Consider the following 14478-nt stretch of genomic DNA (forward strand, 5'->3'; position numbering starts at 1 on the left):
CGAAGCTAGGTCAGGCCGTTTCGGTCTTGTACCAGTCGAGAATCTCCGAGCCGGTCATCAGCGCCACGTCGGGATGGCTCAGGATGTGGTCGTAGAGCATTTCGAGATATTTGATCCGGTGCGGCGCGCCGGTGAGGTAGGGGTGGATGGAGATCGCCATCACGCGGGCGTTGTCGGCCCCTTCCTGATAGAGCCGGTCGAACTGGTCGACGCCGCGCAGATAGATCTCGTCTGAGCGGTGGCCCTGCACGGCGGTGATGACCACGTCGTTGATCTCGACCGAATAGGGCACGGAGACGATCGGGCCCGATCGTGTTTGCATCGTCACCGGCTGGTCGTCCAGGCACCAGTCGCAGACATATTCGATGCCGGCTTCGGCCAGGAGATCGAGTGTGTCTTCGGTTTCCGTCAAGCCTGGGCTTTCCCAGCCGCGCGGCGCCTTGCCGGTGAAGGCACGGATCGCTTCGACCGTGTCGATGATCGACTGCTTCTGTTCCTCGACCTTGTGCATCGGCCGCTGGATATAGCCGTGGCCGACGAAGTCCCAACCGGCGTCCAGCGCTGCGCGGCACGCGGGCTCATAGACGCTGAGTGCCGTGCCGTTGACCGCAAAACTTGCCTTTAGCCCCCGGCTCGACAGGGCTTCGAGGAACCGCCAGAAGCCCACCCGCATGCCGTATTCGTGCCAGGCCCAGTTGGGGATATCCGGCAGGAGCGGCTGGCCCATGGGCGGCGAGAGGACTGCGCGCGGCATGGCGCCGGCGGGTGACCAGTTCTCGACATTGACGATCGTCCAGACCGCGACGCGCTTGCCATCGGGCAGCTTCAGTTTCGGACGCTGCGTGATCGGCTCGTAGGGCAGGCGGCCGCGAATGCGCGCCGCATCGATGATCGGATCGGACATGAATGAAGCCTTTCGTGATGGATCAGGCAAAAGCCTTGAAATGCGTCTCGATCTCGTCGGTGGCGAATCCGGCGCCCAGCAGGCAGGCGAGCAGAAGCCGCGCCTTGTGCGGGGGTAGAAGGCCCGCAGGAATCAGGCCGCGACGGATGAGATCCATTTCCGAGCCGGCAAAACCATAGCTGTCTTCGAAAACCGCACCGCCCGGGACCCGTGTCGAAAGCACGACCGGCATCGATCGGGCAATCGCATCGAGGCGCTCCACGATGGCAGCCGGCACATGGCCTGCGCCCATGGCGGCGATGACCGCACCCTGGAACCCGGCACCGGCAATGGTGTCGATGAGGCGGCCATCGTCGCCGAGCCCGGTCTGGACGATGGCGACCGGCGCTGCTTCCGCGATCGGCAGGGCGGGGCGGGGCGACGCCACCGGGAGGAGGCGCAGCCGGAAGGTCCCTTCCGTTACGGTGCCGATGGGGCCAAGCCCAGGCGCGGTGAAGGCCGAGGGCAGACCCGTGTCGGATTTCTGCACGTATCGTGCGGCATGGACTTCGTCATTGAGCACGACCAGCGTGCCGAGCGACTTCGCCTGGGGCGCTGCCGCCACCGTGACGGCGGCGAGCAGATTGGCATGTCCATCGGCGCCTGGCGCGGCTGCGCCACGCATGGCGCCGGTGACGACGATGGCCGGTTGGTCCGGGCCGGTCTCGCAGGCGAGATCCAAGAGGAACGACGTTTCGTCGATCGTGTCGGTGCCCTGCACCACGACGACGCCATCGGCCCCGTTCGCGCCAGCCGCCGCGACCATGTCGGCCACTGTTGCTATTTGCGCGAAGGTGAGCGACGCGCCCGGCACGAGAAACGGCGTGACGACATCGATCTCGGCGACATCAAGGAGGGCCGGGACGGCGGCGACCAGATCGTCGCCGCTGACCGACGGCGCAATGCCGCCGGATGCCTGCGGCACCATGGTGATGGTGCCGCCAAGCACGATGATGGTGACGCGCGGCATCACTTGCCCTGGGCGTCGGTGCGCCAGAAGATCAGCTTGCGGTCGAGCCATTCGAGCAGGAAGTACCCACCGGCACCGATTGTCGCGAGGATCACGATGACGGCGAAGACGCGGTCGATGCGCAGCTGGTTCTTGTAGAGCTCGACGAGATAGCCGAGGCCTTCCGATGCGCCAACGAACTCGCCGACGATCGCGCCGATGACGGCGAAGGTGAGCGCAGCCTTCACACCGGCGAAGATGACCGGCAGCGCATGCGGCAGCGACACTTTGCGGAATGTCTGCAACGGCGTGGCCTTGATGGAGCGCATCAGCTTGCGGGCATCTTCCGGCACGCTTTCCAGGCCGACCAGCGTGTTGATCAGCACGGGGAAGAACGAGATCACAACGGCCATGACGACCTTGGAGCTCATGCCGAAGCCGAACCAGGCGATGAAGAGCGGCGCAAAGACGATCTTGGGGATCGCCTGGAAACCGACGACGAACGGGTAGGCGATGCGCTTGGCCGTGGGCCAGACCGCCAGTGCGATGCCGAGCGCGAGCCCGATCGACGTGCCGAGCACGAAGCCGATGAGGATTTCGGTCAGGGTCACGGAGAAGTGGCGCAGGAAGAAGTCCTGCTGGACGAGCGAGATGAGCGCGCCGACGACGGCCGAGAAGGACGGCAGGATGATCGGCGAGACGAGGCCGAGGCGCGGTGCGAGTTCCCAGGCAGCCAGGATCACGACGATGATCGCCAAGGTGTAGAACTTGTAGCGCAGTTCCTGGTTGGCGTTCTTATAGGGCGAGGCGGCCTTCACCGGCTCGGCATCAAGCGTGACTGTCTTGGCCATGGCCGAGGATTCCCCTGACTTTGAAGATGAGATCGGTGAAGGTCTGGCTCTGCATTTGATCGATCGTGCGCGGACGCGGCAGTTCGACATCGATGACGCCGGAGACCTTGCCCGGACGCGGCGTCATGACCACGACGCGGTCGGCCATGAAGACGGCCTCGGTGATGTTATGCGTCACGAAGAGTACGGTAATGCCCGCCGCCTGCGTGATGCGCATCAGCTCCAGGTTCATCGCTTCGCGCGTGAATTCGTCGAGTGCGCCGAACGGTTCGTCCATCAAAAGAACGTCGGGCTCGTAGGTCAGCGTGCGGGCAAGCGAGACGCGCTGCTGCATGCCGCCAGAAAGCTGGCGCGGATAGGCGTTCATGAAATCGCCAAGGCCGACAGCTTCCAGCACGGTGCGCGCCTTCTGACGTGTGGCTTCCGTCTTGGTGCCGAACACTTCCGCCGGCATCAGAACGTTTTCCTCGACTGTGCGCCATGGCAAGAGAACCGCCGTCTGGAACATGAAGCCCACTTGGCGGGACGGCTCGTTGATCGCGCGGCCGTTGAGCGTCGCTTTGCCTTGGGTTGCTGGCAGAAGCCCAGCCACCATGTTCAGCAAGGTCGACTTGCCGCAACCGCTGGGACCGACGAAGGAAATGAACTCACCCTTGCGGATCGTCAGATCGACGCTTTCGAGCGCGATGACGGGCCCGGAATCGAGGGTGAACGTCTTGCCAAGACCCCTGACGTCGATGATGGTTTCGGCAGGCGCCGCTCTTTCGAGCGGCGCCTTGTCTTCGAGACGCACGGCCATCATTGCGCGGCTTCCACGGCAGCCCGGTCGAATTCATTGGCAGCTTCGATCAGCGAGCTGTCGAGTGCAACCGAGAGGTCGACGTCCGTCGGCAGGGCGCCTTCTTCCTCGGTGCCCTGGCGCAGGAAGTCGTGATAGGCCTGGAAGCCTTCGAGATAATGCGTGCCGAAGGGCTCCTCTGCGAGTGCGGCCGGCGGGGTCTTCAAACGTCGGGCGACTTCCCAGTTCGGAGCGGCGATCGCTTCGTCCTCGAACTCTTCCGGCCGGATTTCCTTGGCCATGGCGAAGGCGCGCTCGTCATTGGCGGCTGCGTAGACGACACCCTTGGCGACGGCGCGCAGGAAGCCTTCGATCTTGTCCGGATCGCTTGCGAGAAGCTCGGCCGAAACGACGACGCCGTTTGCCGGGAAGTCCTGGGCCTCCTGCGGCAGGATCGTCACCATGTCGATGCCGCGCGACTGGATGGCGGCGATGTCGAAGAGGCTGGAGGAATAGGCATCGACCTGGCCGGATTCGAGCGCCTGGACGGTGAGTGCCGAGCCGTCGCCGACGGGGATGAGGCTGACTTCTTCGCTTGTTAGGCCGGCTTCTTCGAGGACGGCGCGCACGAGTGGAACTTCACCGCCTGAGAGATCAGACACGCCGACGCTCCGGCCCTTCAGATCCTGGATCGTTGAGATGCCGGATTCAGCGGTGGCGGCCAGCGTGAAGATGTTCGCGTACTGGTAGGAATAGACCCACTTCAGGTCGAAGCCCTGGGCGACGGCATTGAGGAATGCGCTCGGTGCAGGCAGGGCGGCGTCGGCATTGCCGGCGATGACCTGCTGGATGGCCGCGCTGGATCCGCCGGCGTCCTGGAACGACACTTCCAGACCTTCCTCGGCGAAGAAGCCCAGTTCGTCAGCAATGTAGAAGGGGTGGAACTGGTTCACGCTCTCGACGGGGAACATGAAGGTGAAGGTTTCCAGATCCTGCGCAGCGGCGAAGGAAACGGAGAGCGCAAGCGCTGCGGAAGCGGCGGCGGTGATGCTGACGGCGCGTAGAGTGTGCAACATGGTGATTGATCCTGGCCTCTGGTTTTCGGGTCGATCGCCACGGCTCTGCGTCCGTCTCGTGGAGGCGATCCTGTGCGGGAAAATCCGCTTGTGATCTGACGACTAATATATTAGATCACGGATATCAAGATGATTTTTGGGCATGCATCTTTCACGCCTAGAAATTGAGCGAGGCGCAGCTGATTGCAAACGTCGTGGCTTTGCTGAACAAAAGACCGTCGGACGAGGAGCCGAATTGATGATCGAACTTTCGCAGGAAGAGGCGCGGCTGATCAGCCAGCCCATGAGCCGCAAGGACATCGTTCTTGGCCTCATCCGCTCGGCCATCGTCGACGGGCGGCTGCCTGCAGGGATCAAGCTCGATCAGAACGAAATCGCCGCCACGCTCGGCGTCAGCCGCATGCCTGTTCGCGAGGCACTCAAGCAGTTGCAGGCCGAGGGGCTTGTGGTCGTCTATCCGTATCGCGGTGTTGAAGTGGCCAGGCTCGACCCGGCCGATATCCGCGAAATGTTTGCCATTCGCGGCTCACTGGAACGTCTTGCGGTCGGCAAGGCGCTGGAAAATCTGCGCCCGAAGGATTTCCGGGGCATGCGCGAGACGCTGGAGGCGATGGACCGGCTGATTGACGACGAGAACGCGAACGACAGCTGGCCGGAGCTCAACCGTAAATTCCACGCTGCGATCAACGATGCCTGCGGCTGGCCGCGCCTTCTTGAAACCATCGATCAGTTCCGCTCGAACGTCGAACGTTATGTGCGGCTCTATATCTCGGTGCGCGGGCGCGAGCAGTCGCAGCGCGAGCACTGGGATCTGCTGACGGCTTGCGAGCGCAATGATGTTGCGAAAGCGCAGGAAGTCATCGAGGCCCATTCGCGCAACACGGCGGAATATCTGATCAGCGCGATCGAGATGTCGGAAGCCCAGGCGCGCCGCCAGCCGGCAAATCGTTCCGCAGCCGAAGCTCTCCGCGGCAAGGCCTAGACCTTTTTACAAACACCAGGGTGACATGTGACAGACACGAGCGAAAACCGCGCGCGCCGGATCGATATCCATGCGCATTATTTTCCGGAACGCTACATCGCGGCGCTCGAAACCGAGGGCTGCAAGTGCGGTGCCTGTGTGCGGCGCGATCCGCGCGGCACGATCATAGATGTCGGTCCGCTGCATGCGGGGCCGCTGGAGAAGCGCTTCACCGATCTCGACATGCGCATCGCCGACATGGATCGCCAGGGCGTCGACGTCCAGGCGCTGTCGCTCACCCAGCCGATGGTCTATTTCGCCGATGCGCCGGTGGCGCGGGCGCTGTCCGTCGCCTTCAACGATTCGCTTGTGGAAGCGCATGAGCAGTTTCCCGATCGGCTTGTCGGCCTCGCGATGATCCCGGCAAACCACGCGGAAGAAGCGCTCGCCGAACTGGAGCGCGTCAAGGATGCGCCCGGCATGTGCGGCGTCTATATGGGCACGGCGATCGGCGACTGGGACCTGTCGGACGAGCGGCTGCTGCCCGTATTCGAGCGCATCGAGGCGATGGGCTGGCCGATCTTCCTGCATCCCCTGAAAGTCATCGGCATGACTGACCGGCTGAAGCCGTATTTCCTCGCGAACCTCCTCGGTAACCCGTTCGATACGGCTGTCGCTGCCGCGCATCTCATCTTCGGCGGCGTCATGGATCGCTTCCCGAAGCTCGACATCGTGCTGCCGCATGCGGGCGGCGCGTTCTCATTCCTCGCCGGACGCCTGAACCATGGCTGGGCGATGGGGCGGCCCGAACTGAAGCACATGGAGAACGGCGCGCTCAGCTACCTCAAGCGCTTCCACTACGACACGATTTCCCATTCCGACGCCGGTCTGTCCTTCCTGGTCGATCAGGTCGGCGCCGACCGGATCATGCTCGGTTCGGATTATTGCTTCGACATGGGGCACGATGCGCCCGTCGATGTCGTCGATCGGCAGCAATCCCTGTCGGACGCCGATCGTCAGGCGGTGCTCGGTGGCACGGCAGAGAGCCTGTTGAAGCTCAAATAAATGGGAGATTGCCGGTCGCCCTCAGGCGGTCGGCATGCCCTTCGGCCGCATATGACGCTTCTGCGCAGCAATCCGGAACGTCGCATTCGGCGCACCGTAGCCGCGGTAGTCTCCACGTCGTTCGATGATCTCGAAGAGGAAGCCTTCGCCCCAGGTGGGAGCGTAGAGCTGAAAAAACTCGCCGTTCTCGTCTCGGTCGTAGAGAATGTTTTCCGCCCTCAACCGGTCGGCAAGTTCCGGTTCCAGTCCAAAGCGGGCCTCAACGTCGTCGTAGTAGTTCGGTGACAGCGCCAGTGGCGTGAAGCCAGCCCGGCGCAGGGACGCCGCCGTCTCGAAGATGTCGTCCGTCGCGAACGCAATGTGCTGCACGCCCGAGCCGAAGCTTTGGGAAATGAAGTGTCCGGCCAGCGTGCGCTGGTTGTCGGCGCCATTCAACGTCAGGCGCAAGCCGCCATCATCGGATTCGATTGCCTGGCTGCGCACAACGCCGGCCGGATCGATGACGTCGACCGTCGGGGTTTTGTGAGCGCGGAAGATGGATGTGTAGAAGAGAAGCCATGACAGCATCTCGCCATGCTCCATCGTCTGGCCGACATGGTCGATGCGGGTGAGGCCGGCGCTGTTCGCCGGCGAGGCGCCATCGGCGGGAGCAAAGTCGATGTCCCAGAGCTTGGAAAGATCGGAGTTCCGGTCGAGGAAATAGATCACGCCGCCACCGGCGCCACGGATGGCTGGGATTTTCAGCTCGCCCGGGCCGACTTCCTGCTCGAACGGTTCCGCGCCGAGTGCACGTGCACGCTCGACCGTTGCCTGCGCATCGTCGGTCCAAAGAGCGAAGGCGTAGACCGAAGTCCCGTGAACGAGGAAGGAGGAGTGCGCGAAGCCTGAACTGTCGGTATTGACGACAATGTTGATATCGCCCTGGCGCCACAGCGAGACGTCTTTCGAGACGTGCCGGCCGACTTCGGAAAATCCCATCGCGGACAGCAGCCGTGCAATGTCAGCCGCGCCCTTCTTGTCCGTCGCAAATTCGACGAACGCGACGCCCTCGACGCCGATCGGTGCGGGCATGGCGGGAAGGTCGACCTTCAAAGCGGGCTCGTCGCGCCGGATCCGGTCCATCAGCCAGATGAGCGACCGATGCCCGTCGACGGCGATCGCCCGTGGCGAACCACCGCGGAACTGGTCGTTAAATATCTCGAGCGACAGATAGCCGTCATAGCCGGTCGCGGCGACGGCTGCCATGAACGCCGGAACGGGCAGGTCGCCTTCACCCGGCATGTTGCGATAATGACGGCTCCAATAGAGCAGATCCATGTCGATTGCCGGCGCATCGGCAAGCTGCACGAAGAAGATCTTGTCCTTCGGAATCGAGCGGATGGATTTCAGATCCGTGCGTCGCGCAAGCGTGTGAAAGGAATCGAGGATGAGCCCGACATTGGGATGATCGGCGCGGCGCACGATTTCCCAGGCGTCGCGGTGGTCGTTGACATGCCGCCCCCAGGCGAGCGCCTCGTAGCCGATGCGAAGGCCCCGTTTCGCAGCACGCGCGCCGAGTTCGGCAAGATCGTCCGCCGCGCGGTCGATGCCGCCCATCGCGATCGGCGAGACCGACGAGCAGACGAGGATGAGGTCAGTCCCCAGTTCCTGCATGACGTCGAACTTGCGTTCTGCCCGATCGAATGCGCGGGCGCGTTGCGGCTCCGGCAGTCCCTCGAAATCGCGGAAAGGCTGGTAAAGCGTGATCGCAAGACCGGCATCGACGGCCATTTTGGCAACATCGCGCGGCGAGCCATCGAAGGCGAGGAAATCATTCTCGAAAATCTCGATGCCGTCGAATCCGGCGCGGGCGATGGCTGCGAGTTTTTCGGTCAGATTGCCGCTGATCGAGACGGTCGCGATCGAGGTTTTCATGCCTGCTCCAGCGCCTCTGCTTTCAGCGCATGGCGCAGTTCTTTCGTATCGACCCTTGCGCCGGTGAAGGCGTGGAACGCGTCTATGCCCTGATGGAAGAAGAGTTCGTAGCCGCTGATGGTTGCCAATCCACGCTTTTGCGCATCCATCAGGAATTGCGTGTCGACCGGTGTATAGACCGCATCGAACGCCCAGCCGGCTTTTGGCATGAGCGTCAAGGGAACGGCGGTGCCGGGAATGCCGGTCATGCCGAGGGGCGTGCAGTTGACGATGCCGTCGGCGCCTTCTGTCGCGTCCTCGATCGTGGGGGAGACCGAAACAGACATACCGGGAGCATTTGCGCGAATCGCGTTTGCCAGCGCTTCGGCACGCACGGCGTCGGTGTCGAAGATGTGCAGCGCGGTGGCCTTGAGTTCGGCCAGCGCAAAGGCCACCGCCTTGCCAACCCCACCAGCCCCCGCCATGGCGACCGTGCCGGGCGTCATGCCCGGCAGGCTCTCACGGAAAGCGGCAACGAAGCCGGTGTAGTCGGTGTTGGTGCCGGACGGGCCATCGGCATCGAAGATCACCGTATTGCAGGCAGCGATCGCCCGCACGCGGGGATCGGGCACGTTCAACGCTGGAAACACGCGCTCCTTGTAGGGATAGGTGATGTTGATGCCGCGAAAGCCGCTCTCACGGCACTGATCGAACACCGCGTCGAAATCGAGACCCATGTCGGCCGGGATCAGCGGCTCGTAAGTGACGTCCAGGCCGCAAAGCTGTCCCGCCAACCGGTGCAGCATGGGCGACTTGGAGCGCTTGATGTTGTCACCGATCAATCCGAGCCGAAACATGTTCTGTGATCCTGTCGTCGCAACGCGCGGCGCCCCGATGCGCCGGTACAATGACAACAGACATAATCCATTTCATCAGATATTTTCAACTTTGAATGATCCTGGGCTGATCAGGTTCTGTATCAGGTCTTGATGGTTCCTGTGGCCAAGGCATGTTCGACACCGCCGCCCACGTGCTTTTCCAGCATCGATTTCGCCGTAGGAGCATCGCGATCGAGCGCCGCTTCCAGCATCACGCGGTGCTCGCGCGCCGCGATGTCGCCTCGAAACGACAGCGCGATCATCTGGTAACGCAGATATTTGTCGAAGATGGCGGCATGGGTATCCATCAGCACCTTGGAGCCGCAGGCCGAAATGAGCGCCTGGTGAAACTCCCAGTCATAGCGCTTCCACATCTCCGTCTGGCTCATGTCGCCATCGCGCATGCGCTGCTCCAGCGCCGCGAGCTTGTGGTGAGCAGCAACGACGCGGCCTTCCCATTCCACATCGCCCGCCGCAAAGGACTGTTCGAGCGCGAAACCTTCCAGAAGCTGGCGCAGCGCTGCAACCTCGCGCAGGTTTTCCACCGACACGGGGGCGGCCTCGAAGCCACGCTGACCTTCGGCAACGACCAGCCCTTCCGAGGTCAACCGGCTGAGAATCTCGCGCAAGGTGCTGATGCTTGCGCCGTAGACATCCTTCAACTTGTCAAGCTTCAGCTTCTGGCTGGGTGCGATGCGGCCGAAGATGATATCGGCGCGGATGCGGCGATAGGCATTGTCCCCGATCGTTTCAGTATGAATAACCGGCTCGGTCATCTTTCACTCTCTGCCGCAGATTTCCACCGAAGCTGCCCGAGCACGGTGTGCAATTCAACTGGTCTCACTGGGCTGCCAATGGAAAGAGCCCTTGCTCAACGGTGTAATCGACGCAGGCGTGGATGTGTCGGTCGAGCGTGCGGAGAGCGGTGTCGGCGTCGCGCACGAGCGCGCAGTCCAGCAGTGTCCGGTGTTCACCGACCGCGATCTCGCCGCGAAAACGCACGGCCAGAATCTGGTAGCGCAGGAACTGGTCGAAGATGACGCTGTGCGTATCCATGAGCGCGCGGGATCCGCAGGCCGAAATCAGCGCGTGATGAAATTCGCGGTCGTAGTGCTTCCATGCCGATGTCTGTTCCAGATCGCCTGCAAGAATGAGCGTTTCCAGCCGTGCCAACTTGTGATGGGCGGCGACGACTCGGCCCTCCCACTCGATGTCGCCGGCCGCAAACGATTCCTGCAGCGCATGGCCTTCGAGCAGGCCCCGCATGGCCGCGACTTCCCGGAAATTAGCCGCCGAAATCGGCGCGACCTCGAAGCCGCGTTGACCTTCGGCGGTCACCAGGCCCTCGGAAGACAGGCGGTAGAGGACCTCTCGCAGCGTGCTTACGCTTGTGGCATAGCGCGTGCGAAGCCGCTCCAGCCGCAGGCGTTCGCCCGGACCCAGATGGCCGAAAATAATGTCGGTTCGAATGCGGCGATAGGTTGCGTCGCCCGCAGTCTCCGGTGAATGGATGTCGCCGCTCAAGCGCAAATCCTCCTCAGCACCCTGTTCCTCTGCCCGACCTGATGGCTCCAGGCAAGCTCGCCGAGCGCATCTGCCGTGACCAGATATAATCAATAATCTCATACGAAATCCACGACGCCTATTGAAATGCGCTTTGTCGAGTGGCATGAAAAGCGGTATCCGCCGGCTGGAGGCCATGGGCGGGCAAGAAATTCAAAGGGAGGACCCTCATGTTTTCGAAGTTTTCACGCCGCTCCATCCTCGCCGCTGGCGCGCTCATCCTGTCGGCTGCCGTCAGCGTTCCGGCGATTGCCCAAGAGCCTGTCGAGCTGCGGTTCTCGGCTGTCTTCTCGGATCAGGACATCCGAGCGCGCATGATGGAGCGCTTCACCGAGGAGCTCGGCGACGAATTCCAGTTCCAGGGCTATTACGGCGGCAACCTCTTCAAGCAGGGCACAGAACTGGTCGCGCTTCAGCGTGGCAATCTGGAGATGGGCAACATCGCCCCGCAGGATATCTCCAACCAGATCCCGGCCTGGTCTATCCTGACGTCGGCATATCTCTTCCGCGACGCCGATCACCTGCGCACCTTCTTCAACAGCGAGGCTGGTGAAGAGATGAAGCAGATGGTCGAGGACCAGCTTTCGGTGAAGATCCTCGGCCCCACCTATTTCGGTGCCCGCCATGTCGGTCTTCGCACCGAAGGACGCATCGAGACACCTGAAGATCTGCAGGGCGTGAACCTGCGCATGCCGGGTGGTGACGCCTGGCAGTTCCTCGGGCAGGCGCTTGGCGCAAACCCGACGCCGATGGCCTATGCCGAAGTCTACACCGGCCTGCAGACCGGCGCGATCGACGGCCAGGACAATCCGTTGCCGAACGTCCAGAACATGAAGTTTTACGAAGTGATGTCGCAGATCGTGCTGACGTCGCATCTCGTCGGCTTCGACCTTCTGACGATCTCGCTGGATGCCTGGAACGGACTGACGCCCGAGCAGCAGGAAACGCTGCAGACGGCCGCCGACAACGCGATCGACTGGAGCCAGGCCGAGCACGTGAAGCAGGAAGAGGAACTCGCCGCCTACTTCAAGGAGCAGGGTCTTGAGGTTTACGAGCCCAATCTCGATGCCTTCCGCGAGTATGCCCAGAACCTCTACCTGGAATCGAGCCTCGCCGAGAGCTGGCCCGAGGGCATGGTCGAGACCATCAACGGCATGTAATGCGATAGCGAACAGCCGTGGCTCCCCGCGGAGCCGCGGCTGATTGGCTTGCAACCGTCGAGGAGGTCACGATGCGTCTCATGCCCGTGTTGCGCTGGCTTAACCGGCGCGCGGAGAACATTCTCGCCATCATGATGGGCGTGATGTTCGTCGCGTTCATTACGCAGATCGTCTTTCGATACTTCCTCAATTTCCCGACGGGCTGGACGTCCGAACTGTCCGTCATCATGTGGCTGTGGATGGTTCTCTGGGGCGCGGCCTTCGTCATTCGCGAAGACGAAGAGATCCGGTTCGACCTCCTGTTCTGGATGGTGCCTCCAGCCGCACGTCGCATCATGCTGATCGTCGGCGGTGCTTGGCTGATCGGGCTCTATGTCTTTTCGCTGCCGGCGGTCGTGGATTACGTCACCTTCATGAAGGTGCAGTCCACGGCTTACCTGAAAATCCGCTTCGACTGGCTCTTCTCGATCTACGTGTTCTTCGCCGTCGCGGTGATCTGCCGTTACGCCTATCTCGTCTGGCGCGCCATCCGTGGTGGCGAGACCCGTGACGCCGACCCTACAGAAGCGAGTTCGGGCCTATGAGCCTTTCCGATCCTTTCACGCTGTGCATCGTCACGCTGGTCGCGATGAGCCTCCTCGGCCTGCCGATCGGCCATGCGATGATCGGCGCCTCGATCCTCTATCTCTACGCCGCCGGCCTCGACATGGGCACGGCTGCCGAGCAGCTGCTGAACAGCATGTTCACCAGCTACACGATGCTTGCCGTGCCGCTGTTCATCCTCGCCGCCGAGCTGATGAACTCCGGCTCGATGACGATCCGGCTTCTGAATTTCTGTAATGCGCTCGTCGGGCGCTTCCGTGGAGGGTTGGCGCAGGTCAACATCCTGCAGAGCCTCATTTTCGCTGGCATGTCCGGCTCGGCAATCGCCGATGCCGCCGGCATGGGCAAGATGATGCAGAAGATGATGACGGAAAACAACAAGTACACGCCGAGCTTCGCGGCATCGCTGACCGCCGTGTCGGCCGTCATGGCGCCGATCCTGCCGCCGTCAATTCCGCTCGTCATCTACTCGCTGGTATCCAACGCCTCCATCGGCTTCCTGTTTCTGGCCGGTATCCTGCCCGGCTTGCTCATCGCGCTGAGCCAGATGGTGATTGTCGCCTGGAGCGCGCGCCGCCAGAACTTCCCGACGGAAGCGCCGGTGCCTGTGCGAAAGCTGCCTGGGATCACCATGCGCGCGCTGCCGGCACTGATGCTGCCCGTTGTGCTTCTCGTCGGCCTGCGCGGCGGCGTGATGACACCGACGGAAGCAGCGGCCGTCGCTGCCGGCTACGCGCTGGTCGTCTCCGCCATTATTCACCGTGACGTCGGTTTGCGCGAGTTCTTCGCCTCGCTGCTTTCAGCCGGCCGCATGACGGCGTCCGTCGGCATGCTGATCGCCGGTGCGATGGTCTTCAACTATGTGGTAACGGTCGAGAACATTCCGGCATCGCTCAGCGCTTTTCTTTTGAGCTTCGAACTCACGCCGCTGACATTTCTGCTGCTCGTCAACCTCGTGCTTCTGCTGCTCGGTTGCTTGCTGGAAGGAACGACGATCATCCTCGTGATCGTGCCGGTGCTCGTGCCGACGGCGCAGGCGCTTGGCATCGACATGGTACATTTCGGGATCGTGGTGGTGTTCAACGTGATGCTCGGCCTGATCACGCCGCCCTATGGTCTGCTGCTCTTCGTCGTTGCCCGTGTCTCGGGCGCGCCGCTGCGCGATATCGTGCGTGACACGATGCCGTTCCTGATGGGCATGTTCGTCGCGCTGGCGATCATCACCTTCATCCCGTCGGTCGTGCTCTTCGTGCCGCGCCTGTTCGGCTACTCCGGCTAATCTTGGAATTCGTACCCATGCCCCATCCGATCTATGTCCTGAACGGTCCGAACCTGAACCGGCTCGGCAAGCGAGAGCCTGAGATCTATGGGCACACGACGCTCGCCGAGGTCGAGGCCATGTGCCGAGAGGCCGCGGGTGAAACGGAGATCGTGTTCCACCAGTCGAACCGGGAGTATGAGCTGGTCGACTGGATTCATGAGGCGATCGACCGGCCGGCCGCAGGCATCATCATCAATCCGGCTGGGCTGACCTTCACGTCGGTGCCGATCATGGACGCGTTGAAGATGTTTTCGGGCCCGATCATCGAGCTCCACATCTCCAACATCCATCGCCGCGAAGCGGTCTACCACAACTCGCTGATGTCGAAGGTCGCGACCGCCGTCATCGCGGGGCTTGGCCCGAAGGGTTACCGCACGGCTGTGCGGGCCATGGGTGATCTCGTCGACGCCTGACCTTCCGCCAGGCGCCGACGAAAG

The 14478-nt window shown here is 62.5% G+C and carries 15 protein-coding genes; 6 read left to right on the forward strand and 9 right to left on the reverse strand.

Annotated elements, in window-relative coordinates; genetic code table 11:
• Nucleotides 1–10 precede the first annotated feature (10 nt).
• The 5 genes from PU133_RS06790 to PU133_RS06810 are packed head-to-tail and all read right to left on the reverse strand — an operon-like array spanning nucleotide 11 to nucleotide 4597.
• On the reverse strand, nucleotides 11–904 hold the full coding sequence (locus PU133_RS06790) for a polysaccharide deacetylase family protein (RefSeq protein WP_404864021.1): 894 nt from the start codon (nucleotides 902–904) through the stop codon (nucleotides 11–13).
• 22 nt (nucleotides 905–926) lie between these two features.
• Nucleotides 927–1913: an asparaginase gene (locus PU133_RS06795; protein ID WP_404864022.1), complete on the reverse strand. Its 987-nt coding sequence runs from the start codon at nucleotides 1911–1913 to the stop codon at nucleotides 927–929.
• The gene (locus PU133_RS06800) at nucleotides 1913–2743 is read right to left on the reverse strand and encodes an ABC transporter permease (protein ID WP_404864023.1); all 831 of its coding nucleotides are present in this window, start codon (nucleotides 2741–2743) and stop codon (nucleotides 1913–1915) included. The genes PU133_RS06795 and PU133_RS06800 overlap by 1 nt, the downstream gene beginning before the upstream one ends.
• On the reverse strand, nucleotides 2721–3545 hold the full coding sequence (locus PU133_RS06805; RefSeq protein ID WP_404864024.1) for an ABC transporter ATP-binding protein: 825 nt from the start codon (nucleotides 3543–3545) through the stop codon (nucleotides 2721–2723). Before PU133_RS06805 ends, PU133_RS06800 begins: the two co-directional genes overlap by 23 nt.
• Nucleotides 3542–4597: an ABC transporter substrate-binding protein gene (locus PU133_RS06810; protein ID WP_404864025.1), complete on the reverse strand. Its 1056-nt coding sequence runs from the start codon at nucleotides 4595–4597 to the stop codon at nucleotides 3542–3544. Before PU133_RS06810 ends, PU133_RS06805 begins: the two co-directional genes overlap by 4 nt.
• Nucleotides 4598–4835: 238 nt before the next feature.
• On the opposite strand from PU133_RS06810, the gene PU133_RS06815 reads away from it, so the two are divergent.
• The gene (locus PU133_RS06815) at nucleotides 4836–5579 is read left to right on the forward strand and encodes a GntR family transcriptional regulator (RefSeq protein WP_164527817.1); all 744 of its coding nucleotides are present in this window, start codon (nucleotides 4836–4838) and stop codon (nucleotides 5577–5579) included.
• 27 nt (nucleotides 5580–5606) lie between these two features.
• The gene (locus PU133_RS06820) at nucleotides 5607–6623 is read left to right on the forward strand and encodes an amidohydrolase family protein (RefSeq protein ID WP_404864026.1); all 1017 of its coding nucleotides are present in this window, start codon (nucleotides 5607–5609) and stop codon (nucleotides 6621–6623) included.
• A gap of 21 nt (nucleotides 6624–6644) precedes the next feature.
• Here PU133_RS06820 and PU133_RS06825 read toward each other — a convergent pair whose 3' ends face one another.
• The 4 genes from PU133_RS06825 to PU133_RS06840 form a co-directional block, all read right to left on the reverse strand.
• Nucleotides 6645–8537, reverse strand: coding sequence for a bifunctional sugar phosphate isomerase/epimerase/4-hydroxyphenylpyruvate dioxygenase family protein (locus PU133_RS06825; protein WP_404864027.1), 1893 nt, complete (start codon nucleotides 8535–8537; stop codon nucleotides 6645–6647).
• Nucleotides 8534–9373 (reverse strand): shikimate dehydrogenase family protein, encoded by an 840-nt coding sequence (locus PU133_RS06830; RefSeq protein ID WP_404864028.1) that lies wholly within the window; start codon nucleotides 9371–9373, stop codon nucleotides 8534–8536. Before PU133_RS06830 ends, PU133_RS06825 begins: the two co-directional genes overlap by 4 nt.
• Before the next feature lie 122 nt (nucleotides 9374–9495).
• On the reverse strand, nucleotides 9496–10170 hold the full coding sequence (locus PU133_RS06835) for a GntR family transcriptional regulator (protein WP_404864029.1): 675 nt from the start codon (nucleotides 10168–10170) through the stop codon (nucleotides 9496–9498).
• 64 nt (nucleotides 10171–10234) lie between these two features.
• Complete coding sequence (locus PU133_RS06840; RefSeq protein WP_245451466.1) at nucleotides 10235–10918, reverse strand: GntR family transcriptional regulator; 684 nt, start codon at nucleotides 10916–10918, stop codon at nucleotides 10235–10237.
• A 209-nt stretch (nucleotides 10919–11127) separates the two neighbouring features.
• Here PU133_RS06840 and dctP point away from each other — a divergent pair, with 209 nt between their 5' ends.
• The 4 genes from dctP (at nucleotide 11128) to PU133_RS06860 (ending at nucleotide 14454) form a co-directional block, all read left to right on the forward strand.
• Nucleotides 11128–12117, forward strand: coding sequence for a TRAP transporter substrate-binding protein DctP (dctP, locus tag PU133_RS06845; RefSeq protein ID WP_404864030.1), 990 nt, complete (start codon nucleotides 11128–11130; stop codon nucleotides 12115–12117).
• Between the two features lie 71 nt (nucleotides 12118–12188).
• Entirely contained in the window at nucleotides 12189–12701 is a 513-nt protein-coding gene (locus tag PU133_RS06850) for a TRAP transporter small permease (RefSeq protein WP_404864031.1), read from the forward strand.
• Nucleotides 12698–13999 (forward strand): TRAP transporter large permease, encoded by a 1302-nt coding sequence (locus PU133_RS06855; protein ID WP_404864032.1) that lies wholly within the window; start codon nucleotides 12698–12700, stop codon nucleotides 13997–13999. Before PU133_RS06850 ends, PU133_RS06855 begins: the two co-directional genes overlap by 4 nt.
• 17 nt (nucleotides 14000–14016) lie before the next feature.
• Nucleotides 14017–14454, forward strand: coding sequence for a type II 3-dehydroquinate dehydratase (locus PU133_RS06860; RefSeq protein ID WP_404864033.1), 438 nt, complete (start codon nucleotides 14017–14019; stop codon nucleotides 14452–14454).
• Nucleotides 14455–14478 lie beyond the last annotated feature (24 nt).

This window comes from Georhizobium sp. MAB10, from assembly GCF_045012825.1.
GTDB lineage: Bacteria > Pseudomonadota > Alphaproteobacteria > Rhizobiales > Rhizobiaceae > Georhizobium > Georhizobium profundi.

What these genes read in the sequence shown, in the direction of transcription:
- PU133_RS06805 (WP_404864024.1), bottom strand. Translation starts at nt 3,545, where the DNA reads ATGATGGCCGTGCGTCTCGAAGACAAGGCGCCGCTCGAAAGAGCGGCG.
- PU133_RS06800 (WP_404864023.1), bottom strand. Translation starts at nt 2,743, where the DNA reads ATGGCCAAGACAGTCACGCTTGATGCCGAGCCGGTGAAGGCCGCCTCG.
- PU133_RS06795 (WP_404864022.1), bottom strand. Translation starts at nt 1,913, where the DNA reads ATGCCGCGCGTCACCATCATCGTGCTTGGCGGCACCATCACCATGGTG.
- PU133_RS06830 (WP_404864028.1), bottom strand. Translation starts at nt 9,373, where the DNA reads ATGTTTCGGCTCGGATTGATCGGTGACAACATCAAGCGCTCCAAGTCG.
- PU133_RS06825 (WP_404864027.1), bottom strand. Translation starts at nt 8,537, where the DNA reads ATGAAAACCTCGATCGCGACCGTCTCGATCAGCGGCAATCTGACCGAA.
- PU133_RS06835 (WP_404864029.1), bottom strand. Translation starts at nt 10,170, where the DNA reads ATGACCGAGCCGGTTATTCATACTGAAACGATCGGGGACAATGCCTAT.
- PU133_RS06815 (WP_164527817.1), top strand. Translation starts at nt 4,836, where the DNA reads ATGATCGAACTTTCGCAGGAAGAGGCGCGGCTGATCAGCCAGCCCATG.
- PU133_RS06810 (WP_404864025.1), bottom strand. Translation starts at nt 4,597, where the DNA reads ATGTTGCACACTCTACGCGCCGTCAGCATCACCGCCGCCGCTTCCGCA.
- PU133_RS06790 (WP_404864021.1), bottom strand. Translation starts at nt 904, where the DNA reads ATGTCCGATCCGATCATCGATGCGGCGCGCATTCGCGGCCGCCTGCCC.
- PU133_RS06860 (WP_404864033.1), top strand. Translation starts at nt 14,017, where the DNA reads ATGCCCCATCCGATCTATGTCCTGAACGGTCCGAACCTGAACCGGCTC.
- PU133_RS06855 (WP_404864032.1), top strand. Translation starts at nt 12,698, where the DNA reads ATGAGCCTTTCCGATCCTTTCACGCTGTGCATCGTCACGCTGGTCGCG.
- PU133_RS06850 (WP_404864031.1), top strand. Translation starts at nt 12,189, where the DNA reads ATGCGTCTCATGCCCGTGTTGCGCTGGCTTAACCGGCGCGCGGAGAAC.
- dctP (WP_404864030.1), top strand. Translation starts at nt 11,128, where the DNA reads ATGTTTTCGAAGTTTTCACGCCGCTCCATCCTCGCCGCTGGCGCGCTC.